The sequence below is a fragment of the Saccharopolyspora sp. 7B genome (assembly GCF_020177435.1).
Taxonomy (GTDB): domain Bacteria; phylum Actinomycetota; class Actinomycetes; order Mycobacteriales; family Pseudonocardiaceae; genus Saccharopolyspora_C; species Saccharopolyspora_C gregorii.
The window spans coordinates 1-21,455 of record NZ_JAIUKC010000011.1; the positions used below are offsets into that span (position 1 = coordinate 1).

Sequence of the window (21,455 nt, forward strand, 5' to 3'; positions counted from 1 at the left end):
TAGCGCGCCCCCGGGGGGTACCGCTAAACCGCGCGCCGGCGGCCGCCGCGCCCGCCGGCCGCCCCGCAACCCCGGCGCGCGCCGCGGGCGCCCGGAACCCCGGCGCGCGCCGCGGGCGCCCGGAAGCCCCGGCTCGCGGCGGGAATGCGCCGGAGGCGTTCCCCCGCGGCGCACCGGTGCGTACGTTGAGGTTCCTGCATACGTAGTCAAGGAAAGGGTGTGCCTGATGAGGTTCAGCAGGCGATCGTTCGTGCTCGGAGCCGGGGCCGTGGTGACCGGAGCGGCGTTCGCGCCCGCCGCGGCGCGGGCGGCGGGTGGGACCACCGGGACTCCGCCGTGGCTGGCGGAGTCCGTGCTGTACCAGCTGTACCCGCAGAGCTTCGCGGACGGCGACGGATCGGGCGTCGGCGACCTCCGCGGGATCGTGGCGCACCTCGACCACCTGGAATGGCTCGGCGTCGACGCGATCTGGGTGAACCCGGTGTTCCCGTCACCGCTCACCGACGCCGGGTACGACATCGCCGACTACACCGGTGTGCACCCGCGCTACGGCGACGAGCAGGACGTGGTGCTGCTGGTGGAGGAAGCGCGGCGGCGCGGCATGCGGGTGCTGTTCGACCTCGTCGCGGGGCACACCTCGGACCAGCACCCCTGGTTCCTCGGCTCGCTGCGCGACGACACCGACCACCGCTACATCTGGGCGTCGCCGGAACAGCTGCCGGAGGACGGCTCGCTGCCGGAGGACTTCGTGGCCTCCCCCGGCCCGCGGGCGGGCGCGTTCCGCAAGAACTACTACGACACGCAGCCCGCGATCAACTACGGCTACGCGCGGACGGACCCGGCCGAGCCGTGGCGCCAGGCGGTGGACGCCGACGGGCCGCGGCGCAACCGCGACGAGATCTTCCAGGTGATGGATCACTGGCTTCGGCTGGGCATCGCCGGATTCCGCTGCGACCTCGCGGCCACGCTGGTCAAGGACGACCCGGGGTGGGTCGAGACCGGCCGGCTGTGGGGCGACCTGCGGGCGCGGGTGGCGCGGCGGCACCCGGACGCGGTGCTCATCTCCGAGTGGGGTGATCCGGAGACCTCGGTGCCCGCCGGGTTCGACGCCGACTTCTACCTGCCGGTCAACGGCCCCGGCGACGGCGCGCCGTGGAAGTCGCTGTGGCACGAGAACCCGTACTTCGGCGCGGCGGGAACGGGCAGCCCGAAGGTGTTCATCGACGCGTGGACCGAGGCGACCGAGCGGATCGGGCGCGGGCGGATCATGCTGCCGACGGCCAACCACGACAGCGCGAACCGGCTCAACGACGGCGTGCGGACCCCGCAGGAGCTGCCCGCCGCGTTCGCGTTCCTGCTGACCTGGCCGATCGTCCCCGCGCTGTACTACGGGGAGGAGATCGGCATGCGGATGGTCGACGGCCTCCCCGAGGTCGAGGGCAGCGCCGGACGGCAGCGCAACCGGACGCCGATGCAGTGGGACGGCGGCCCGAACGCCGGGTTCTCCACCGCCCCCGCCGAGCAGCTGTACCTCCCGATCGACCCGGATCCGCAGCGGCCGACGGTCGCGGGGCAGCGCGACGATCCCGGTTCGCTGCTGAACCTGGTGCGGCGGCTGCTGGCGCTGCGCAAGCGGTACCCGGAGCTGGGGACGCGGGCGGACGTGCGGGTGCTCGCGGACGGCTATCCGCTGACCTACCTGCGCGGCGACCGGTTCCTGGTCACCACGAACCCGCGGCGGGAGCCCGCGGCGGCGGCCGTGCCGGACGCTCGGCTCGCCGGGGCGCGGATCGTCGAGGACGGCGGAGCCCGGGTGGACGGTGACGAGGTCGTGGTGCCCGGGTTCGGCTACGGCGTGTTCGACCTGGCGGGCTGACCCGCGGGTGGGCGGCCCGCGCGACCGGGTCGACCACCGGGCCGCCGGTGCGGCGAACCACCCCGCGCCGGGGTCGGCCGAGGTCTTGCGGCCGGGCGGTGGGCCGGTTCAGGCTGCCCTCCGCCGCGGCGCACCGGCCGCGCGGAACCTCCTGCCGCACCGCGCGATTCTTGACGCCCCGTGGGGTGAGAGCTAGCCTCCGACAACCTTCATACGTATGCATGACCGCGCAACGGGGCGCGAACCACTGGGAGATGCCGATGTCCATCGGAACGCCGGGAGCACCCGCTCCCACCGCCGAACCGGAGCGGGCGACGAAGCAGCAGATCCGCCGCGCGGTGTACGCCGGCGGAGTCGGGAACTTCGTCGAGCAGTTCGACTACGGGCTCTACGGCTACATGGCCCCGATGCTGGCCTCGTCGTTCTTCCCCGGTGGCGGCGGCGCGGGCGCGGTGCTGAGCACCTACGCGGTGCTCGCCGTGGCCTGCGTGTTCCGCCCGCTCGGCGGCACGCTCGTCGGCCGCTGGGGCGACCGGGTCGGGCGCAAGAAGGCGCTGCTGTGGACGATCATCATGATGGGCGTGTCCACCGCGCTGATCGGCGCGCTGCCGACCTACCAGCAGGTGGGCTTCCTGGCCCCGCTGCTGCTCGTGGTGATCCGGACCTTCCAGGGCATGATCTCCGGCGGCGAGTACGTGGGCGCCGTCGCGTTCATCGTGGAGTGGGCGAAGCCGAACCAGCGCGCCTACTACACCTCTTACGCCTCGAACAGCTGCTTCCTCGGCATCCTCTGCGGCGCCGGCGTCGCCGCGCTGGTCAGCACCCTGTTCGAGCAGCCGCAGCTGGAGTCGTGGGGCTGGCGGCTCCCGTTCCTCGCGGTGCTGCCGCTGTCGCTGGTCGGCCTGTGGCTGCGCAGCCGCATCGAGGAGACCCCGGAGTTCATGCGCGAGACCAACGGCGGCACCGACATCGTGCGGTCCCCGGTCCGCGAGGCGCTCCGTGAGCAGTGGCAGGCGATCCTGGTGTTCTGCGGCGCCTCGATCATGCTGGCGATCCTGTCCTACACCTGGGTGACCTACTACCCGGAGTACCTGGTCAGCGAACTCGGGCTGAGCCGTTCGCAGGCGCTGCTGTCGAACCTGATCTCGGTGGCGGTGCTGATGCCGCTGCTGCCGCTGGCCGGGAAGCTGTCCGACCGGATCGGCCGCAAGCCGATGCTGATCAGCGGCGCGGTCTGCTGCATCGCGCTGGTGCCACTGGCCTTCGCGATCGGCGAGCTGGGCGGTTTCGGCGCGGCTGTCGGCAGCCAGCTCGTCTACATCATCCCGGAGTTCTTCCTGACCGGGATCGTGACGACCTGTTCGGCGGAGCTGTTCGCCACCCGCACCCGGTTCAGCGCGAGCGCCATCGCCTACAACAGCTCGTTCTCGGTGTTCATGGGCGTGACGCCGTTCGTCGCGGCGCTGCTGGTGAACCGGTTCGGCACGATCTACGCGGTCTGGGCGTACTTGGCGGTGGCCGCCGTGCTGGCACTGGTCGTGATCACGGTGTTCATGAAGGAGACCTACCGCTCGGAGCTCAGCGCGAACAAGTTCGCCTGACCGGAACCCGATGGTGCGCGGCCCCCCCGCGACGTCCGGCCCCCCGTTCGGTCACCCGGGAGGGGCGTGGGTGCCCCGGCGCACCAGTTCCGGCTGGAAGGCGACCTGACGGGCGGTTTCGCGCACGTCCCCGGTGAGGCGTTCGACGAGCAGGCGGGCCGCGGCGCGCGCCATCTTGGGCAGGTCGTAGCGGACGGTGGTGAGTGCGAACGCCTCCCAGGACGCCATCGGCAGGTCGTCGAAGCCGATCAGCGTGAGGTCCTCGGGGATGCGCAGGCCTGCGCGCAGCGCCGCGTTGTACGCACCGATCGCCACCACGTCGTTGCCGCAGAACACGGCGGTGAGATCCGGGTCGGCGGCCAGCAGTTCGGGGAGCCCGTGGTAGCCGGTGTCGAAGTCGTAGGGACCGCGCCGGATCCTGCTCGCGGGCAGCGCGATGCCCGCGTCGGCGAGCCCGGCGACGAAGCCCTGCTCGCGCTCGCGTCCGGTGCTGGTGGCGGTGACGCCGCCGAGCAGGGCGACGCGGGTGTGCCCGAGCGCGGCGAGCTCGTCGGCGACGAGCCTGCCGCCGAGCTCGTTGTCTACGACCGCCGAGTCGCCGTCGCGTCCGCCGACGCGGTTGAGGAACACGAACGGCACCTGCTTGCGCCGCAACGCGTCCGGCAGCCCGGAACCGCTGGTGGCGGTGGTGAGCACGGCGCCGTCGATGGAGTGGTCGAGCAGCTGCTCGGCGGCGAGCGCTTCGTCGGAGCGCTCGGTCAGCAGCATCATCCGGTAGCCGCGCTGCTCCAGCTCGTCGTGCAGCGGGCCGACGAGGTACGGGTAGAACGGGTTGGCCAGGTCGCTGACCAGCACGCCGATCCGGCGGGTGGTGTGCGTGGAGAGGCTGCGTCCGGCCGCGCTCGGCACGTAGTTGAGCGCGTCCGCCGCGTGCCGGACGCGTTCCCGCGTCGCCACCGACACCCGCGGGTCGCCGCGCAGCGCGCGCGAGACGGTCGCCTGGGACACCCCGGCGAACCTCGCGACGTCATGACTCGTGATCGACATTCGACCTCCCGGTATACGGATTCTAGCCGGGCCCTCCCCGCGAGATCCGGATGGATCCAGCACGCGGGACCGCACCGCGGACCATTGACCACCACCGGGCCCGGTGCTCTAATGCATACGTAGTCACAACCGCGGAGGTGCACGGATGCAGCAGGTACGGGTGAACGAAGCGGAGATCGCGCGCAGGACCATCCGGCGCACCGATTTCGTGTCGTGCGACCAGGCGTTCATCGACTGCCGCACGCCCGGATCGGAGCGCAAGGAGAACTACGCGATGATCGGGCCGGGGGTGTCGCAGAACTCCGAGCAGGTCATCAACCTCCGGGAGCCGCACGGCTACAACATCGGCGCGGCCGCGATGCCGCACGACGTCACGAACAACCTGCACCTGCACTTCACCGCCGAGGTGTTCCTGTGCTTCCGCGGCGAGTTCCTGCTGCGCTGGGGCGCCGACGGGAACGAGGGCGAGCTGGTGCTGCGGGAGGGCGACATCGCCTCCATCCCCACCTGGATCTTCCGCGGCTTCACCAACATCGGCCCGGACGACGGCTGGCTGTTCACCTCGCTGGGCCACGACGACACCGGCGGCATCATCTGGGGCCCGACCGTGCTGCGGGACGCCGCCGGGTACGGCCTGCACCTCACCGAGGACGGCAGGCTCATCGACACGGTCGCCGGGGACGAGCCGCCGGAGGACGTGGAGCTGGTGCGCCCGATGGCGGAGTCCGACATCGCGCGGCTGCGCTCCTTCTCCGTCGAGAAGATGCGGCGCCGCGTGGTGACGCAGGAGGACCTGGAGTGGTGCTCCACGCCGTTCCTCGGCTCGCACGTCACCGGCGGCGGCGCGGAGCTGGCGCTGGTGGTCGGCTTCGGCATGACCGAGGACCTCGACCAGGAGCCGCGGATCCACAACCCGCACGGCCACAACATCGCGTGGCTGCGCGCGGAACCGGGCGCCGGCGTGCCCGGGCACCGCATCGAGGAGACGCAGGTGCTCATGGTCAAGGAAGGCCGCTGGGAGGTCACCGTCAACGACCACGAGCCGGTCGTGGTGGAGCTCGGCGAGTGGGACATGTTGTCGGTCCCGCCGGGCGCGTGGCGCGGCATCCGCAACGTCGGCGAGGACTCCGGCAAGCTGGTCGTGATCAATTCCGGGGACGGGCGGGTGCGCCTGGACTGGGACGAGGAGGTCGTCAAGGCCGCCGCGGACGCCGGGTACTCGATCGACCACAACGGTTACGTGGCCCCGTACGCGCTGGTGCCGCGGTCCCGTGGCTGAGCAGGTGGTGCTGCTGCCCGGCATGCTCTGCGACGCCGGGCTGTGGTCCGCGATCGAGTCCGAAGTGGACGCACCGGTGCTGCACCCGGCACCGGAGGCGTCGAGCATCACCGGCATGGCCGAGCAGGTGTTGTCCGCTGTGGACGGTCCGTTCGTGCTGGCGGGCCTGAGCCTGGGCGCGATCGTCGGGTTCGAGGTGGCGCGGCTGGCGCCGGAGCGGATCGCCGGGTTCGCCGCGCTGGCCACCAACGCGGCGGCCCCCCGGCCGGAGCAGCACCAGGCGTGGTGGCGGCAGGCGCAGCGCACGCAGGCGGGTGATTTCCCGGCGGTGGTCGAGGAGATCCTGCCCGCGATGTTCGCGGAGCCGCCACCACCGGAGTTCGCCCGCGCGTTCCGCGAGATGGCCGCGCGGGTCGGGCCGCGCCGGTTCCTCACCCAGCTCGCCGCGCAGGCCACCCGCGCCGACGCGCACGAGGTGCTGCCCGCCATCACCGCTCCGGCGCTGGTGGCGTGCGGTTCCGCCGATGCGCTGTGCCCGCCGGAGTTCCACCGCGCGATCGCCGCGCGGCTGCCCGACGCCGAACTGCACGAGGTGCCCGGGGCGGGGCACCTGCTGCCGATCGAAGCCCCCGAGGTCACCGCCGAGCTGCTGAACCGGCTGCTGCGGCGGTGCCGAGCCACGAGCGAGGAGAACGACGTTGCCCGAAGTGCTGAAGCAGCCGGCGCCGAAGCAGGCGGCCACCGACGACTCCGCCTTGCGGGATCGGGTCCGCGCGATCATCGAGGACGTCCGCACCCGCGGTGACGCCGCGGTGCGCGAGTACTCGGAGCGCTTCGACGGCTGGAGCCCGGAGTCGTTCCGCCTCGCCCCCGAGGAGGTCGAGCGGATCGTCGCGACCGTGCCCGAGCAGGTGCTCGACGACATCCGGTTCGTGCAGGAGCAGGTGCGCGGTTTCGCCCGCCACCAGCGGGAATCGCTGCACGACATCGAGGTGGAGACGCTGCCCGGCGTGCGGCTGGGCCACCGGCACGTGCCGGTCGGCGCGGTCGGCGCGTACGTGCCCGGCGGGCGCTACCCGCTGACCGCCTCCGCGCACATGACGATCGTGACCGCGAAGGTCGCCGGGGTGCCGCGCGTCGTCGCCTGCACGCCGCCGATCCGCGGCGAGGTCCCGGCCGCGACGGTCGCCGCGATGCACCTGGCGGGCGCGGACGAGATCCACCTGCTCGGCGGGGTGCAGGCGGTGGCGGCGATGGCCACCGGCACCGCATCGGTGAGCTCGGTGGACCTGCTGGCCGGGCCGGGCAACGCCTACGTGGCGGAGGCGAAGCGGCAGCTGTTCGGCGAGGTCGGCATCGACCTGTTCGCCGGGCCGACGGAGATCCTGGTCATCGCCGACGAGCACGCCGATCCGTTCGTGGTGGCGGTGGACCTGCTCTCGCAGGCCGAGCACGGGCCGGACTCCCCCGCCGTGCTGATCACCACGTCGCGGGAGCTGGCCGTCGAGGTGCTCGGGCACGTGGAGGCACTGCTGCCGGGGATGCCGACCGCGGACTTCGCCGGTCCCGCCTGGCGCGACCACGGCGAGGTCGTGGTGGTCGACTCGATCGACGAGGCCTTCGCGCTCGCCGACACCTACGCCGCCGAGCACGTCGAGGTGCTGACCGAGCGGCCGCGGCTCGCGCTGGAGCGGATGCGCGACTACGGGGCGCTGTTCCTCGGGGAGGGCACCTGCGTGTCCTACGGCGACAAGGTGATCGGCACCAACCACGTGCTGCCCACCAAGGGCGCCGCCCGCTACACCGGCGGCCTGTGGGTCGGGAAGTACCTGAAGACGGTGACCTACCAGGAGGTGACCGATCCGGCGGCGAGCGCGCGGCTCGGCGAGGTGTGCGGGCGCGCGGCCCGCGTCGAGCTGTTCGAGGGCCACGCCCGCTCCGGCGACGTGCGGGCCGCGAAGTTCGGCGACGCGAAGCCGGAGTGGGCCGACCATGCCCGCGCCTGAGCTGGCGGGCCGCACCGCGCTGGTCACCGGCGGCGGCAACGGGCTGGGCCGGGCGATGTGCCGGGCGTTGTCCGCGGAGGGCGCCCGGGTGATCGCGGTCGGCCGCACCCGCGAGTCGCTGGCGGAGACCGTGTCCGGGCTGCCGGGAGCGGGCCGGGCGGAGACCTGCGACGTCGCCGACCCGGATTCGGTGGCGGCCCTGGCGGAACTGCTCGCCGACGAGGAGGTCTCGATCCTGGTGAACAACGCCGGGATCGCCGGTCCGGTCGCCCCGCTCACCGAGATCGAACCGGCCGAGTGGGACGAGGTGTTCGCCGCGAACGTGCGCGGCACCTACCTGGTGTGCCGCGCGTTCCTGCCCGCGATGACCGCGCGCGGGGCCGGGGACGTCGTCAACGTGGCCTCGGTGTCCGGGAAGCGGCCGCTGGCCCGCAGAACTCCGTACTGCGCCTCGAAGATGGCGGTGCTCGGGTTGACCACCACGCTGGCGGCCGAGGTCGGGCCGCTCGGGGTGGCGGTGAACTCGCTGTCGCCCGGACCGGTGGACGGGCCGCGGATGGCGCGCAACTTCCGGCTGGAGGCCGAGCGGACCGGGACCACGGTCGAGCAGGCCGAGGCGGAGTTCGTCTCGCGCGCCGCGCTCGGCCGGATGGTCACCGAGGACGAGGTGGGCGCGGCGCTGGTGGCGATGCTGCGGATGCCGGGGCTGTGCGCCGCGGACGTGGACCTCTCGGCGGGGATGGTGGGCCGGTGAAGCTGAAGTCGAGGTTGCGCGCGGGCGAGCGCCTGCGCGGCGGAATCCTGCGGCTGCCCGCCGAGATGCTGGTGGAGCTGTCCGGCGTCGCCGAGCTGGACTACGTGCTCGTGGACTGCGAGCACGGGCCGGACGACCTGGTGGCGTTGCAGCAGCACCTCGCGCTCGCGCAGGCGCACGGCCTCCCGGTGCTGGTGCGCGTCGGGCGGGCCGATCCGAACCAGGTGCTGCGGATCCTCGACCTCGGTGCCGAGGGAATCGTGGTGCCGCACGTGGAATCCGCGCGGGAGGCGGAAGAAGTGGTGCGCTCGGCGCACTACCCGCCGCGCGGTGATCGCGGGTTCGCGACCTACAGCCGGGCGGGCCGGTTCGGCGCCGTTTCGGCGGCGGAGCACCTGGCGGCCGCGCAGGACGTGCTGGTGATCGCGATGGTGGAGACCGGTCCCGGCGTGGAGAACGCGGCCGAGATCGCCGCGGTGGACGGGGTCGACGGCGTGTGGGTAGGACCGGCGGATCTCGCGGTGTCGCTCGGAGTTCCGCCCGGGGACGCCGCCGTGCACCGGGCGAAGGCCGAGGTGCACCGGCAGGCCAGGGCGGCCGGGGCGGCGGTGATGAGCATCGTCTCCAGCGCCGAGGCGGGCGCGGCCGAGGACGCCGACTTCGTCGTCTACAACCTCGCCCACATCCTGCTGAACACCTTCCGCGAGCTGTGAGCCCGCGAACGCGCGAAACCCCGGAGAGCACAGGGCTTTCCGGGGTTCCGCGCCGTGCTGCTAGCCGTCGAAACGACCTGACCTGATCGCCGACAGGAAAGCGACCATCGCCGTGGGAGTCGTCTCCAGCACCGGCGAGGCATCGCCCAGCTTGCTGTCCCGCACCAAAGCGCCACCAGGCACGTTGGTAGCCACCTCTACGCAGTTGTTCGCCTGACCGCTGCGGCTCGACTTCCGCCACTCTGCTGGTGTGCTCATGTCCCGCTCCTCGTCTGCGAACGCCCATCCCTGCCAGGAGATCACCCTCGGAGGAGCTTATCCGCCATAGCTGCTCGACTTGATCGATAAGATAAACAACGACCATTGCAAAGAGTCGAGAACCAGATGGCCAGCCGTTCGATTTTTAGTGTCACGCACGGCGACGCCATCAGCGATCCAACCCACTTCAACGCAATTCGTCTGCGCACTGCTGTAGCTCGATTTGCGCCATCCGCAAGATCCAGAATTTTCATTCATACAGACTTCTCCATTTCCCCGATCACGTCCAGAATGAGACGCTTTGACCGCTCCGGGCTCATCGCCGCTTGTCGCACCGTTTCCACGGCGCTCACGTAGGCATCGACATCTTCGGCTTCGTGGAAGAACAGGGCGGATCGGCGGTTCTCCAGGTGAACGATCGGCCGCTCGTTCGGCAGGTCGATCAAGAGAAATGGACCCTCCAGCGCTGGCGACCATCCAGAAGCCGCAGGTATGACCTGGATGGTCACGTTCGGCCTGGCACCGAAGTCCACAAGATGGCGAAGCTGGTCAGCAACAACTTGCTCACCACCGATCAGTTGACGGATCGCGGCTTCGCCGATCAAAGCGAGCAGGCTGGCAGGATTTCGGCGCATCAACGCTTCGCGGCGGCCAACTCGCACCAGAACACGAGTCTCGATCTCGGCAGGCGGTACGCTGGCCGCGACCATGATTGCGCGCGCGTAATCCGACGTCTGGAGCAGGCCGGGAATCAACAATGGAGCCACGTCCGTGATGTGACTCGCCGCGCGCTCGAAATCAAGCAAGGCCGCCAACTGACGCTCTCGGTCACCGCTGTGAACGGACAACCACTGAGCAGCATCGGTACCGCGCGCCATTTCCAGCAATTCGGAACGCTCGGAACCACCGATACCGGTAGCGGCAAGAATCGACGCCACATCCTCTGGTTGCGGCGAACGCGCGCCTGTTTCCCAGCGCGATATCGCGCTGTGCGACAACCCGAGCTGTTCAGCGAGGCCGCGGACCGTGAAACCCGCAGTCTTGCGCGCGTCACGAAGTCGTGAGCCAAGAGCCTTCGCCTTGGGCGTGCCACTGGTGCCAGCCATGCACCAAGCATAGAACGGGTGCACCCCAGCTCAGGCGCCCCCCATTCAGGGCATTGCCGCCGTGGTGCCATTGGTGCCAGCGTTCTGTCACCTGGCACCGCCAAGGTGGCGCATGACGGCTCAAGCTCACGTCGACGTCGACCCGCTGGTGCTGGCGTGAAGTTCTGATTCGACTTTGGGAGGTGATCGGTGATGGTGGTGCGGGTGTGGGCTGCTTCGTGGGGTCCGGTCGATACGCGGTGGCACGTGGTGCGCCGGGACGGCGGGGGCGCGCTGCCCTCGGTGTGCGGGGCCTGGGTGTACGGGCCGGTGTTCCTCCGGCGGACGGCGTGCCCGCAGGGCGTCGCTGACCGGGAGGTGTGCCCGGTGTGCGCGCTGCGGGTGGAGGTGGCGGTGCCGCGCGCGGCGGGATTGTTCGCCTGTCGGCCTGATCCGATCGCGCCCGTGGACGGAATCGTGGGCTCGGGCGTGCTGCCGGAACCGGTGGTGTGGCCGACGGCGGATCCGGACTCCCCGGTGCGGAAGCGCGGTCGGCACGGGAGGCAGCGGTTGGCCTGCCTGGGCCTCGGACGGATCGCCGCATGAGCGCGGGATCCCGCGGGCTGCGCTTCTGGCGCCCGGCCGGCGACGGGGTGCGCCACGCGTTCCGCGCCAGGCGCTACGAAGGTCAGGCCGAGGACGTCTCGGTGTGCGGGGTGACCTGCGCGCTGTCCCAGGAGTTGTCGGAGACGGATTGGTGCACGGCACCGACGTGCCCGTCCTGCAACGGAATTCTCCGCGCGGAGCAGGACGAGCGGACGGCCGCGCGCGACGCGAACACCGATCAGCGATGAACGGCTGACCACGACTTCCCGAACCCCGCCCGCGATGCCTGTCCCCGACCAGGCGCGGGCCGGGAGCTCGGCCGGGTTCCCGCGCACCTCCCGTGCGCACCGAGTGCGCGGGACCCGGTCGGGCCTGGCGCCTCCCGGTCGAACGGCCCTCCCCGCCGTTCCCGGGGGTGCGTCGGGATGAGACCCGGCCGGGACGGACAACGCCCCGTCCGGATCGCGGTGCGCGCCTGCGGATGCGACCTCAGTACAACTCGGGCCTGCGGTCGGTGAGCAGGTCGGCGTGCGCGGTGCGCCGCTTGGTGCGGGAGGCCGTGAGGTCGAGGTCGGCCACCGCGCAGCCGGACTCGTCGGCTTCGGCGCGCACCCAGCCCTCGTGGTCGATGACGGCGGAGCCCTCGGTCCAGCGGGTGCCGCGTTCGGTTCCGCTCCGGTCGCAACAGGCGATGGCGAGGCCGTTGACCCGGGCCGCCGCCATCGCGATGACGACCTCCGGGGGCCGCTCCCCCGCCGGGCGCGGGACCAGCGGCCAGTTCGTCGGCACCGCCAGCAGGTCCGCGCCCGCCAGCGCGAGTTTCCGCGTCAGCTCGGGGAATTCGAGGTCGTAGCAGATCAGCACGCCGATGCGGCCCCGGCTGGTGTCCAGCACCGGCGGTGCCGCCGAACCGGGGGTGAACAGCAGCTTCTCCTCGTCCCACAGGTGGGTCTTGCGGTACACGGCGACGAGCTCCCCGCGGTCGAGCACCGCCGCGCTGTTGTGCAGCCGCCCGCCCGCGCCGCGTTCGCAGAACCCGCCCACCACCACCGATTCCGGGGCCGCGCGGCCCCATTCCGCGAACAGCGGGTCGTCGGGGGTGAGCGCCACCGACGCCGCTTCGGCCACCGAGCTCAGCCGGTAGCCGGACGTCACCAGTTCCGGCAGCACGATCACGTCGGCCCCGCGCGCGGCGGGCCCGCGCACGGCCGACACCGACAACTCGCGGTTGTTCGGCAGGTCGGCCACGCGCGGGGCCGGCTGGGCGCAGTGCACCCGGGTCACGGGCGGCTCATCCGAGCTCGGCGGGCGGCACGTCCGCCAGCAGCTGCGCGAGCACGTCGAACTCGTTGAACAGCGACCACTCCTCCACGATGCGCCCGCCGGAGAAGTACAGCTGGGACATCCCCCACAGCTGGGCCCGGCGGCCGGTCGGGGCGCCGTAGAGACCGTAGCCGCGGTGCGTGCCCACGCCCGACCAGCGGACGGAGACGCTGAAGCCGTCGGCCTCGTTGCCCATCCAGTACACCTCGTCCACCGCGACCCCGAGGTCCGGGAAGGTCGCCAGCAGCGCCCGCGCCATGCCGCGCACGTCGGAGCGGTTGCTCCCGGTGCGGTTCGTGGTGCCGTGCCAGCGCACCGCGTCCGCGTACACCCGGTCGAACATGCTCAGGTCGCGCCGGTTGTAGACGTTGTGGAACAGCGCCCGCACCGTCCGCTCCACGTCGAAGCCGTCGGAGGGCAGCGGCAGCGCCTCCGGTTTGCGGCCGCCGACGAGCCGCTGTGGCTCGCTGAACTGGCGCGCGGTGAGCGGGGCGATGCCGCCCTCGTTGCCGTAGGTGCGGGCCGCTTCGACGACGTTCACGCCGAGCTGCTGCAGCTTGGCGGCCGTGTTGTAGAGGACCCACTCCTCGTAGATCTCGTTCTTCCGCACCACGCAGTTCGCCATCACCCACGTGTCGAGCTTGCGCCCGGTCGGCGGGCCCCAGCGCCACGGCCCGGTGTGGTGGCCGATGTTGATGGCGCGGTGCGAGGTGACGAAGCCCTGGTCCTCGTCGCCCGCCCAGATCACGTCGTCGGCGTAGTGCCTGCAGTCCGGGAACGCGTTGATCGACTGCATGGTGCCGTCGACGAGCTGCTCCACGCCGTAGGAGTAGCCGTTGTCGCCGTGCAACCGGCAGCCGGGGCTGTAGGTGTCGTAGATGTAGCCGACGTCCTGGTCCTCCCAGATGCGGTGGGTGATCCGCACGATGTAGTCGACGATGTCGGTGTAGGTGTCCTCGAACCCGCGCATCGGCTGCCTGCGCTCCCCCGGCACGCGCAGCGGCTCGTCGGCGCCGTGCCCGGAGTCCACGCGGATGGCGTGGTCGGTCGGCATGGTCCGCGCGGGCGGGTGCATGGTGCCCTCGGGAGCTCCGCGCCGGTCCTCCCGCTGCGGGGCGGCCTTCGGGTTCTGCTCGTCGGACTTGCCGCTCATCTAGCGCTTTCCCTTCTCGTAGCGATCGGTGCGGATCGTGGCGGTGGCGCGGTGCGCGGCCATCCGCTCGTACTCGGAGATCACGTCCACGGCGTCGGCCAGCATCGGGGTCGCCTCCGCGGCGACGCGCTGGTACGTCAGCGGCTTGAGGAACCTCGACACCGAGAGTCCCGCGCTGTGCTTGGCCCCGCCCGCCGTGGGCAGCACGTGGTTGGTGCCCGCCATGCCCTTGTCCGAGTAGGCGACGGTGCTCCACGGGCCGAGGAAGATCGAGCCGTAGTTGCGCAGTTCCCGGTGGTAGTGCGCGTCGTCGGCGGTGATCACTTCGAGGTGCTCGGGCGCGAGGTCGTCCATCAGCGCCACGGCGGTCCCCGCGTCCGCGGCCCAGGTCACCGAGCCGTGGTCGCGCCAGGCGGGCCCGGCGATCTCGGCGGTGGACAGGGTGGCGAGCTGCCGCTCCACCTCGGCGATGACCTCCCGGCCGAGCCGTTCGGAGGTGGTGATCAGCGCGGCGGGCGAGTTCACCCCGTGCTCGGCCTGGCCGAGCAGGTCCGCGGCGACCAGTTCCGCGTCGGCGATGTCGTCGGCGAGCACCGCCACCTCGGAGGGCCCGGCGAGCAGGTCGATGCCGACGGTGCCGAACAGCTGCCGCTTCGCCTCGGCGACGAACGCGTTGCCCGCGCCGACCAGCACGTCCACCGGGCGTTCGCCGAGCAGCCCGAACGCCATCGCGGCCAGCGCCTGCACCCCGCCGAGCACGTACACGCGGTCGGCGCCCGCCAGGTGCGCGGAGTAGAGCACCGCCGGGTCCGAGGTGCCGTCGCGCCCGGGCGGCGTGCAGGCGAGCACGGTCTCGACGCCGGCGACCTTGGGCACGCCGACGGTCATGAACGCGCCCGCGGTGAGCGGGAAGCGCCCGGCAGGCAGGTAGGCGCCGACGCGCTGCACCGGCACGTACCGGTGCCCGGTGATCAGGCCGGGGGCGAGTTCGGTCTCGAAGTCCCGCAGGTGGTCGCGCTGCGCGCGGGCGAACGCGGCGGTCCGCTCGGCACCGAGCTCCAGCGCCTCCCGGTGGGCCGGGGTGAGCCGGTCCCCGCTGCTCGCGATGGCGGCGGCGTCGAGCTCCACGTCGGCGGCGGTCCAGCCGTCGAGTTCGCGGGCATAGCGCAGCACGGCGTCCATCCCGTCGCGTTCGATCGCGGCGAGCATCTCGGAGACCCGCTGTACCACCGCCGGTTCGCGTTGGGCCGCGGGACCGTCGTGCGCGGGGGCCTTGAGGAGGCGGCAGGAGCCGCCGAGCTCTGTGAGCAGGGAAGGTGCGAAGCGCATGGCGCGAACCCTACGAACGCGCGAAGCACAGGACAAGGTGAGAATTCCCTGCGCTTGGCATAGGGTTTCCCTGTGACATTGAAGCAGTTGCGGGCGTTCCTGCTCGCCGCCAGGACCGGCTCGTTCACCACCGCCGCGGCCACCATGGGCATCGCGCAGGCCTCGGTGTCGGAGCTGATCCGCAAGCTGGAGGACGAGCACGCCACCCGGTTGTTCACCCGGGGCGCGCGCCGCCTGGTGCTCACCGCGGCGGGCGAGGCGCTGCTACCGCACGCGGAGCGGGCCGCCGTCGCCGCCGACGAGGGCGCGCAGGCGCTGCGCTCGGTGAGCTCGCTGCACGGCGGCGTCGCCACCTTCGGCCTGCTGCGCAACGCCGGCTACTACCTGCTGTCCGACCTGGCGCAGCGGTTCCACGACGACCACCCCGACGTGCGGATCCGGCTGATCGGCCTGAACTCGGTGGAGGTCGCCGCCGCCGTCGCCGCGGGCACGGTGGAGGCCGGACTGGTGGTGCTGCCCATCGACGACGAGGGCCTGGAGGTGACGCCGCTGCTGCGCGACGAGGTCCGCTACGTCACCGCCGATCCGGCGCGCGCCGCGGAACCAGTGGGCATCGAGGACGTCGCGCGCGCCAGCCTGATCCTCTACGACGCGCACTACGGCTGGACCGACCCGACCCGCCGCCAGCTCGCCGACCGCGCCCAGCTCGCCGGGGTGAAGCTGGAACCGCGGATCGAGGTCGAGCACGTCGAATCCGCGCTGGCGCTGGTCGAACGCGGCATAGGGGACACCATCGTCGCCGGCGCCGTCGCAGGCGGGGCCGGGTTCCCGCGCGCCCTGCACACCACCGGCTTCCGCGAACCGCTGCACGACACGGTGGCGCTGGTGCGCAGGCAGGGCGCCACCCTCTCCCCCGCCACCCGCGAACTCGCCCGCCTCGCCCAGAAGATGCTCCTGCAACGCCCGAACCCCCGCGGCTGACGGCGCGGTACTCCGATGATCTTCCCGGGTGATCTTGCCTGCGCGACGGGGTGAACGCCAGGCGTTCCACTCCCGTCCCCCGCCGGTCCGGCGCCATGGTGCAGACCGGATCCGGCACGAGGCGGGAGGAACCGGATGGGCGCGACGTTGCGGATCGAGTCGCTCGCGGTCGAGGACGGCCGGGGCTGGCAGGAGCCCTACGACCTGTCGGGACGGCTGGTCTCGGTCCGGGCCCGGGTGCGGATCGGCGACGAGGACGTCGTCCTGCACCGATCCCGGCGCAAGCCGAACACCGTCGACGTGCGAACCCCGGAGGGAAGCCCGATCACGTCCCTGCCGATCCGGCGGCAAGGCGACCAGCAGGAGTTGTCGGACTGGCTGCTCGCCCGGCTGGGGCTCGACGACGCCTTCGCGTCCGTGCGGCTCGCCAGGGACAGGCGGCTCTCCTTCGCCCACGATCTGCTTCCGTACCTGCACATCCGGCAGGACGACAGCGAACGGTTCATCATCCGCCCGCGATCCGAGGACGCGGCTCGGCGCGTCGTCGCCGCACTGCTGCTGGGGTTGACCAGCGAGAGATCGGAACGGCTGCGCACCCGCGCGAGCGAGCTGCACAACCTGGCCGAGAGCCGTCGGCGGGACGTCGCGCGGATCCGGGCCTTCCTCGACGAGTCACCGGCGACCGAGTCCGTGGCGCTCGACGCCGACCTGGCCCGACTCCGGGACGGTGCGGCGCGGGCCGCGCGGCGGCTCCGCGAGCTGCGCGAGCAAGGCCGAGCCGCCACCAGGTTCGCCGACCACTTGCGGAAGCGGTTGGAGCAGGCGCGGGAGCGGCTGTCGTCCAGCGAGGACGACCTGGACCGCGCGCTGCGGCAGCGCGACGCGACGCGCCGCGAACTCGCTCACCTGGACGCTTCCCTGGCAGAGCTGGCGAAGGACCCCACCGTTCCGGACGAGCACGGCCGGGCGCTGCCACTGCTGCGCTACGACACGTGCACCGCCTGCGGCGGGGATCTCAGCTCGCGCGTGGTTCCCCCGGGACGGTGCAGCCTGTGCACCGAACCGCTCCCGGACGCGGCGCGAGCAGCGGAAGCACAACGGCTGCGGCAGCGGCGGCAGCGGGTCGCCGGACCGCTCGCCGAGCACCAGCAGGAGCTAGATCGAGCTCGCGCCGCGGTCGACCGCGCCCGGCAGCAGCACGCGGATGCCCGAACGGCGTTCGACGGGGACACGTCCGACTCGGTCGCCCCGCACGTCGACGCGATCGCCGCGGCCACCGCGGAACTGGAATCCCTGCGCGCGCGGATCACGGTGCTGGAGCGGATTCGGGAACCGCACGAACGGCTCGTGCGACGGCAGCGCGAGATCGAGGAGCTCGAACACGAGCATGAGCTGACCTGCGACGAACTCGACCGGGCCGAGGCGGAGCTGACCAAGCCGGAGGACGTCCTTCAGCACATCGACGACCTGTTCCGCCGCATCGTGGACGCGTTCGACCTGCCCTGGTCCACCGGACGCGCCCGGCTGCACCCGGAGACGCTGCTGCCGATGGTCGACGAGCAGGACTTCGGCCAACGGGGCGGCGGCTCGCGCACCGCGGTGTCCGTCGCCTACAGCCTGGCGTTGCTGATGCACGCCTTGGAAGATCCGATGCGGTCCCAACTCCCCACTCTGCTGGTCCTGGACTCACCGCAGAAGAACATGGGGCGGAACGATCCCGATCAGGACCTGGTCACGCGGATGTACACCAGGATCAGCGACTACTTCGAGGAACGCCGGAGGCATTCCGGTGGCCGATTCGAGAACGTGCAGCTCATCATCGTCGACAACGACATCCCCGCGAAGGTCCGCGACCACTTCCGGCCGCTGATCGAGTTCGAGGGAGACGAGGGGTTCATCCGCGATCTGGAGAATCCGCACGGCTTGCCGGACTTCCCCGAGCAGCTGGCTCTCGACCTGAACGAGGGGTGAAACGCGCGGTTCCGAACCGCTCCGGGCGGCAGGCGAACGGCGACGACGTGGGGCCGGCGTGCTGGCTCGCGGACGTTCCGAGCGGGCCCGGTCCCTCGGTGCTGCGGACCACGAACGAATGGCCATCGGTGCAGCCCTCGCCCGTCGCCGAAGCGGAACACGACCCGACCCGGCAGCCTACAGTCCACAGCGGACTAGCGGGTTCCGGTGGCGGCGCGGGCGCGGGGGGTGGAGGTCCGCCTGGCGGTCGCGGGGCGGCGCTTCGGGGTGTTCTTCCCGGTGGTTCCGGTGCGGCGCTTGCGGGAGCGGGTCCGCTTCGCCGGGACCCCGGCGTAGGTGACGCCGAGCAGCAGGGCCTGCAGCACGGCGGCCAGCAGCACACCACCCCACAGCGCCGGGCCGGACAACTGCACGAACACCAGCGAAGTCGGCGCGGTGACCAGGAATCCCCACATGCCGACCAGGCTGTTGCCGGTGTGGTCGAACAGCAGCACGTCCAGCGCGATCCACGCCCACACCACCGCGACCAGCGCCAAGTAGCCCAGCCCCGCCGGGTTGAACAGGTACCGGTGGAGGGCTGCGGTGGCCGGGGTGCGCCGTGGGCCGTGCATGGGGTGAGCCTCCCAGAGAAGTCGATCAAGTGCTTCGATCTTCACTATCCCGGCGTGGCGGCCCCGTCCGCATGAGCAGTTCTACCCATCCGGCCCCGGCGTTCGGCCGAACCCGGTCAGCGGCGCAGCAGCGCCACCACGAACTCGGAGTCGGACGTGAACGGTCGCACGTCCCAAGTGGACAGCGCCAGGTCCACCTCCAGGCCCGCGGCGGCCACGTCGGCGAAGAACTCGTCGAACCCGTAGCCGCGGCCAGCGCCGAACCCGGCGGCCACCCGGCCCTCCGGGGCCAGGTGCGCGCGGAAGCGCCGCAGCACCTCGCGGCGGGTGGCGGGGGCGAGGAACGCCAGCACGTTCCCGGCGCACACGATCGCGTCGAACGGTTCGTCGATCCCCCGCGCGGGCAGGTCCAGCTCGGCGAGGTCCGCGACGAGCCAGCGCGGTCCCGGGTGGTCCTGCTCGGCGGCCGCGATCAACGTCGGATCCACGTCGACGCCGACGACCCGGTGCCCGGCGGCCGCCAGCGCGGCTCCGACCCGGCCCGGCCCGCAGCCCGCGTCGAGGACGCGCGCGCCGCGCGGCACCATCGCGTCCACCAGCCTGGCTTCGCCCGCCAGGTCGTCACCCGCCCGGGCGAGCCCGCGCATCCGCTCGACGTACCAGTCCGAGTGCCCGGGGTCCGCGGCGACCTTCTGCATCCAGAGACTCTGCTCGACCATGCCCCCATCCTGCCGCGCCCGGGATGCGAAGCTCGATCCGCACCCGAGGCAGCACCGGGAGACGAGGGATGACGCTGGACGACGACGGACTCCGGTTCGACGACCACCGCTGGGTCGCGCACGTGCTGGTGGCACGCGCGGGGCGCTACCTGGTGCTCAAGCGCGGCGCGGACCGCTACCTCGGTGGCCGGTGGGACCTGCCCGGTGGCACCGTCGAACCGGGCGAGGACCTGCGCGCCGCGGCCGAACGCGAAGCCGCCGAGGAAGCCGGGCTGGTCGTCCGAGCCACCGATGAGCTGGCCCGGTTCAGCAACGCCGACACGCGCGGCAGGCCGATCTGCTACCACACCGTCACCTTCCTCGGCGCCGAAGCGGATCCCGAGGCGGAGGTGGTCACCTCGCCGGAAGAGCACGACGAGCACCGCTGGCTCACCCTGGAGGAGACGCTGCGGCTCGACCTGGTGTGGCACGTGCGCCGCGCCTTCGACGCCCTCGCCGACCGGTGACCGCCCCGTCCGCCACCCCGCAGGAGGTATCGCACCCGTGAAAACCCGAGTCGACCGCGCATGCCTCGTGGTGCTGCTGCTGGTGGGGGCGAGCACCGGGTTCTGGGCCTTCGTCGCGCCGGAGTCCTGGCACGCTTCGTTCCCGGGTTTCGGCTTGGACTGGCTGCCGCGGCTGGGCCCGTACAACGAGCACTTGACGCGGGACACCGGCGCGATGTTCCTCGCGCTGGCGACGCTCAGCGGTGCGGCGCTGCGGCGGGTCGACGACGTGGTGCTCACCCGGGCCGCCGGTGCGGCGTGGCTGGTGTTCAACGCGCTGCACTTCGGCTTCCACAGCACGATGCTGCACATGTACGGCCTGCTCGACCAGGTGCTGAGCATGGGCAGCCTCGGCCTGGTCACCGGCCTGGCGCTCGTCCTGGTCCTGCCCGGCCGGGCGAGCGGTCAGGGGGCGTCGCGGTAGGCGGTGCCGGCGGCGTTGGGTTCGGCACCGTCGTAGAGGCCGGTGGGGCTGGTGCCGGTGGAGAGGGTGAACCAGGCGTAGCGCTCCACGAACGGCAGCCCGTCGAGCATGGCGGCGGAGTCGCGCACGAAGTCCGCCTGCTGCTGCTCGTCCGGGTAGCGCGGAGCGTCCCCGGAGAAGTCGATGAGCGCGTACTCGGTGACCCACACCGGTTTCCCGTAGCGGTCGTGGACGGCCTGCACGTAGTCGCGGAGCTGATCGGTGGCCTGCGGCGAGAAGTCGCCGCCGTACCAGTGCAGCGGGATGAAGTCGACGCGCAGCCCGCGTTCCTCGGCGCCGCGCAGGAACCGGTCGAGCCAGCCGTCGTCCTGGTCGGCGCCGGTGGCGACGGCGGGCGCGCTCAGCCGCATCCCGGTCTCCTCCAGCTGCGGCCACAGGTCGAGGGCCTGCTCGACGGTCATCCCGGCCTGCTCGTCGAAGTCCGGTTCGTTGAAGGTGAGCAGCGTCGACCCGGACTCCTTCGCCGCGTCCAGGTCCTGCGGGTTCACCGAGTCGGCGCCCCAGATCATCGGCACGAACTCGGCGCCGTCGGGCGCGGTGACGCCCTGCGGGTCGGCGGCCCAGCCGTAGAACCAGTCGGCGCCGACGTCGCGCAGCGCCGCGTCCACCCCGTCGCCGGGGTTGACGCTGACGCCCTTGCCGCCGGCGTCGTCGGCTCCGGCGGTCGCGGGGACGAGCAGCAGGGCCGCGGCCGCGGTCACCGCGGCCCACCACGTCCGGCGCGGGAACGTCCTGATCATCGATTCCTCCTGGCGTCGCCGCAGTTCCCGCCCGCGCGGCGGACGCGGCCGGGACGTCGGGATCATCGTAGGGCGCCGCCACGCGTTCCGATCCCCTTTGAATTTCCCGGTTTTCTCGTCGGTGGACCGCGCGTTCGGCGGTACCGCAACGGGTTCCGGGCGTGCCGTCCGCCGCTGCGGGCGCGGCTCGACCGCCCTGGCTCGACGCGGCGACGCCGGAACCGGCCGGACCGGACGAAGCGGGCACGACGGGCGGCCGCGCCACGCCCTACCGCGTCCACCTGGTGAAACGCGAGTCCGGCTCAGCATTCCCATGCAGTGGGAGATCGACGCGCAGGGTCACCACTGACGACCGTCCGCATCGGACGAGCTCC

The 21,455-nt window shown here is 72.1% G+C and carries 23 protein-coding genes; 13 read left to right on the forward strand and 10 right to left on the reverse strand.

Annotated features, from left to right (window positions below; genetic code table 11):
* The first annotated feature begins 226 nt into the window (after nucleotides 1-226).
* Nucleotides 227-1,876 carry an alpha-amylase family glycosyl hydrolase gene (locus tag LCD33_RS01925; RefSeq protein WP_224977457.1) on the forward strand — a complete coding sequence of 550 codons (1,650 nt, stop codon included), beginning with the start codon at nucleotides 227-229 and terminating at the stop codon, nucleotides 1,874-1,876.
* Between the two features lie 221 nt (nucleotides 1,877-2,097).
* Nucleotides 2,098-3,477, forward strand: a complete 1,380-nt coding sequence (locus LCD33_RS01930) for an MFS transporter (RefSeq protein WP_224955841.1) — start codon at nucleotides 2,098-2,100, stop codon at nucleotides 3,475-3,477.
* Nucleotides 3,478-3,528: 51 nt separating this feature from the next.
* Here LCD33_RS01930 and LCD33_RS01935 read toward each other — a convergent pair whose 3' ends face one another.
* A complete protein-coding gene (locus tag LCD33_RS01935) occupies nucleotides 3,529-4,524 on the reverse strand; it encodes a LacI family DNA-binding transcriptional regulator (RefSeq protein WP_224955840.1) in 996 nt (331 codons plus the stop codon).
* A gap of 145 nt (nucleotides 4,525-4,669) precedes the next feature.
* Here LCD33_RS01935 and LCD33_RS01940 point away from each other — a divergent pair, with 145 nt between their 5' ends.
* From LCD33_RS01940 to LCD33_RS01960, 5 genes are read left to right on the forward strand one after another with little or no spacing between them, the layout of a single operon-like run.
* Nucleotides 4,670-5,803: a cupin domain-containing protein gene (locus LCD33_RS01940; protein ID WP_224955839.1), complete on the forward strand. Its 1,134-nt coding sequence runs from the start codon at nucleotides 4,670-4,672 to the stop codon at nucleotides 5,801-5,803.
* Nucleotides 5,796-6,608, forward strand: a complete 813-nt coding sequence (locus LCD33_RS01945) for an alpha/beta fold hydrolase (RefSeq protein ID WP_224955838.1) — start codon at nucleotides 5,796-5,798, stop codon at nucleotides 6,606-6,608. Before LCD33_RS01940 ends, LCD33_RS01945 begins: the two co-directional genes overlap by 8 nt.
* Nucleotides 6,511-7,809 carry a histidinol dehydrogenase gene (hisD, locus tag LCD33_RS01950; RefSeq protein ID WP_224955897.1) on the forward strand — a complete coding sequence of 433 codons (1,299 nt, stop codon included), beginning with the start codon at nucleotides 6,511-6,513 and terminating at the stop codon, nucleotides 7,807-7,809. The genes LCD33_RS01945 and hisD (LCD33_RS01950) overlap by 98 nt, the downstream gene beginning before the upstream one ends.
* Entirely contained in the window at nucleotides 7,796-8,563 is a 768-nt protein-coding gene (locus tag LCD33_RS01955; RefSeq protein WP_224955837.1) for an SDR family NAD(P)-dependent oxidoreductase, read from the forward strand. Before hisD (LCD33_RS01950) ends, LCD33_RS01955 begins: the two co-directional genes overlap by 14 nt.
* A complete protein-coding gene (locus tag LCD33_RS01960) occupies nucleotides 8,560-9,276 on the forward strand; it encodes an HpcH/HpaI aldolase/citrate lyase family protein (RefSeq protein WP_224955836.1) in 717 nt (238 codons plus the stop codon). Before LCD33_RS01955 ends, LCD33_RS01960 begins: the two co-directional genes overlap by 4 nt.
* Nucleotides 9,277-9,336: 60 nt before the next feature.
* On the opposite strand, the gene LCD33_RS01965 is transcribed toward LCD33_RS01960, so the two are convergent.
* The 3 genes from LCD33_RS01965 to LCD33_RS01975 are packed head-to-tail and all read right to left on the reverse strand — an operon-like array spanning nucleotide 9,337 to nucleotide 10,640.
* Nucleotides 9,337-9,534 carry a DUF397 domain-containing protein gene (locus tag LCD33_RS01965; protein WP_224955835.1) on the reverse strand — a complete coding sequence of 66 codons (198 nt, stop codon included), beginning with the start codon at nucleotides 9,532-9,534 and terminating at the stop codon, nucleotides 9,337-9,339.
* Nucleotides 9,535-9,591: 57 nt separating this feature from the next.
* On the reverse strand, nucleotides 9,592-9,792 hold the full coding sequence (locus tag LCD33_RS01970; RefSeq protein ID WP_224955834.1) for a DUF397 domain-containing protein: 201 nt from the start codon (nucleotides 9,790-9,792) through the stop codon (nucleotides 9,592-9,594).
* Nucleotides 9,789-10,640: a helix-turn-helix transcriptional regulator gene (locus LCD33_RS01975; protein WP_224955833.1), complete on the reverse strand. Its 852-nt coding sequence runs from the start codon at nucleotides 10,638-10,640 to the stop codon at nucleotides 9,789-9,791. Before LCD33_RS01975 ends, LCD33_RS01970 begins: the two co-directional genes overlap by 4 nt.
* A gap of 192 nt (nucleotides 10,641-10,832) precedes the next feature.
* Here LCD33_RS01975 and LCD33_RS01980 point away from each other — a divergent pair, with 192 nt between their 5' ends.
* Together LCD33_RS01980 and LCD33_RS01985 are read left to right on the forward strand one after the other, a co-directional pair.
* Nucleotides 10,833-11,225 carry a hypothetical protein gene (locus LCD33_RS01980; RefSeq protein ID WP_224955832.1) on the forward strand — a complete coding sequence of 131 codons (393 nt, stop codon included), beginning with the start codon at nucleotides 10,833-10,835 and terminating at the stop codon, nucleotides 11,223-11,225.
* Nucleotides 11,222-11,473 (forward strand): zinc finger protein, encoded by a 252-nt coding sequence (locus LCD33_RS01985; protein WP_224955831.1) that lies wholly within the window; start codon nucleotides 11,222-11,224, stop codon nucleotides 11,471-11,473. Before LCD33_RS01980 ends, LCD33_RS01985 begins: the two co-directional genes overlap by 4 nt.
* Nucleotides 11,474-11,714: 241 nt before the next feature.
* Here LCD33_RS01985 and LCD33_RS01990 read toward each other — a convergent pair whose 3' ends face one another.
* The 3 genes from LCD33_RS01990 to hisD (LCD33_RS02000) are packed head-to-tail and all read right to left on the reverse strand — an operon-like array spanning nucleotide 11,715 to nucleotide 15,030.
* Nucleotides 11,715-12,509 (reverse strand): nitrilase-related carbon-nitrogen hydrolase, encoded by a 795-nt coding sequence (locus tag LCD33_RS01990; RefSeq protein WP_224977458.1) that lies wholly within the window; start codon nucleotides 12,507-12,509, stop codon nucleotides 11,715-11,717.
* 7 nt (nucleotides 12,510-12,516) lie between these two features.
* Nucleotides 12,517-13,701: an ester cyclase gene (locus LCD33_RS01995; RefSeq protein ID WP_224955829.1), complete on the reverse strand. Its 1,185-nt coding sequence runs from the start codon at nucleotides 13,699-13,701 to the stop codon at nucleotides 12,517-12,519.
* Nucleotides 13,702-15,030 (reverse strand): histidinol dehydrogenase, encoded by a 1,329-nt coding sequence (gene hisD, locus LCD33_RS02000; RefSeq protein ID WP_224955828.1) that lies wholly within the window; start codon nucleotides 15,028-15,030, stop codon nucleotides 13,702-13,704.
* Nucleotides 15,031-15,102: 72 nt separating this feature from the next.
* Here hisD (LCD33_RS02000) and LCD33_RS02005 point away from each other — a divergent pair, with 72 nt between their 5' ends.
* Nucleotides 15,103-16,011 carry a LysR family transcriptional regulator gene (locus LCD33_RS02005; protein WP_224955827.1) on the forward strand — a complete coding sequence of 303 codons (909 nt, stop codon included), beginning with the start codon at nucleotides 15,103-15,105 and terminating at the stop codon, nucleotides 16,009-16,011.
* 135 nt (nucleotides 16,012-16,146) lie between these two features.
* Nucleotides 16,147-17,982 (forward strand): hypothetical protein, encoded by a 1,836-nt coding sequence (locus LCD33_RS02010; protein ID WP_224965927.1) that lies wholly within the window; start codon nucleotides 16,147-16,149, stop codon nucleotides 17,980-17,982.
* Between the two features lie 194 nt (nucleotides 17,983-18,176).
* Here LCD33_RS02010 and LCD33_RS02015 read toward each other — a convergent pair whose 3' ends face one another.
* Together LCD33_RS02015 and LCD33_RS02020 are read right to left on the reverse strand one after the other, a co-directional pair.
* Complete coding sequence (locus LCD33_RS02015; protein ID WP_224977459.1) at nucleotides 18,177-18,593, reverse strand: SCO4225 family membrane protein; 417 nt, start codon at nucleotides 18,591-18,593, stop codon at nucleotides 18,177-18,179.
* 116 nt (nucleotides 18,594-18,709) lie between these two features.
* A complete protein-coding gene (locus tag LCD33_RS02020; protein ID WP_224955824.1) occupies nucleotides 18,710-19,312 on the reverse strand; it encodes a bifunctional 2-polyprenyl-6-hydroxyphenol methylase/3-demethylubiquinol 3-O-methyltransferase UbiG in 603 nt (200 codons plus the stop codon).
* Between the two features lie 68 nt (nucleotides 19,313-19,380).
* Here LCD33_RS02020 and LCD33_RS02025 point away from each other — a divergent pair, with 68 nt between their 5' ends.
* A complete protein-coding gene (locus LCD33_RS02025; protein ID WP_224955823.1) occupies nucleotides 19,381-19,818 on the forward strand; it encodes an NUDIX hydrolase in 438 nt (145 codons plus the stop codon).
* 37 nt (nucleotides 19,819-19,855) lie between these two features.
* A complete protein-coding gene (locus LCD33_RS02030) occupies nucleotides 19,856-20,281 on the forward strand; it encodes a hypothetical protein (protein WP_224955822.1) in 426 nt (141 codons plus the stop codon).
* Here the strand turns inward: LCD33_RS02030 and LCD33_RS02035 are convergent.
* The gene (locus tag LCD33_RS02035; RefSeq protein WP_224955821.1) at nucleotides 20,263-21,081 is read right to left on the reverse strand and encodes a glycoside hydrolase family protein; all 819 of its coding nucleotides are present in this window, start codon (nucleotides 21,079-21,081) and stop codon (nucleotides 20,263-20,265) included. The two genes, LCD33_RS02030 and LCD33_RS02035, sit on opposite strands and share 19 nt — an antisense overlap.
* Nucleotides 21,082-21,455 lie beyond the last annotated feature (374 nt).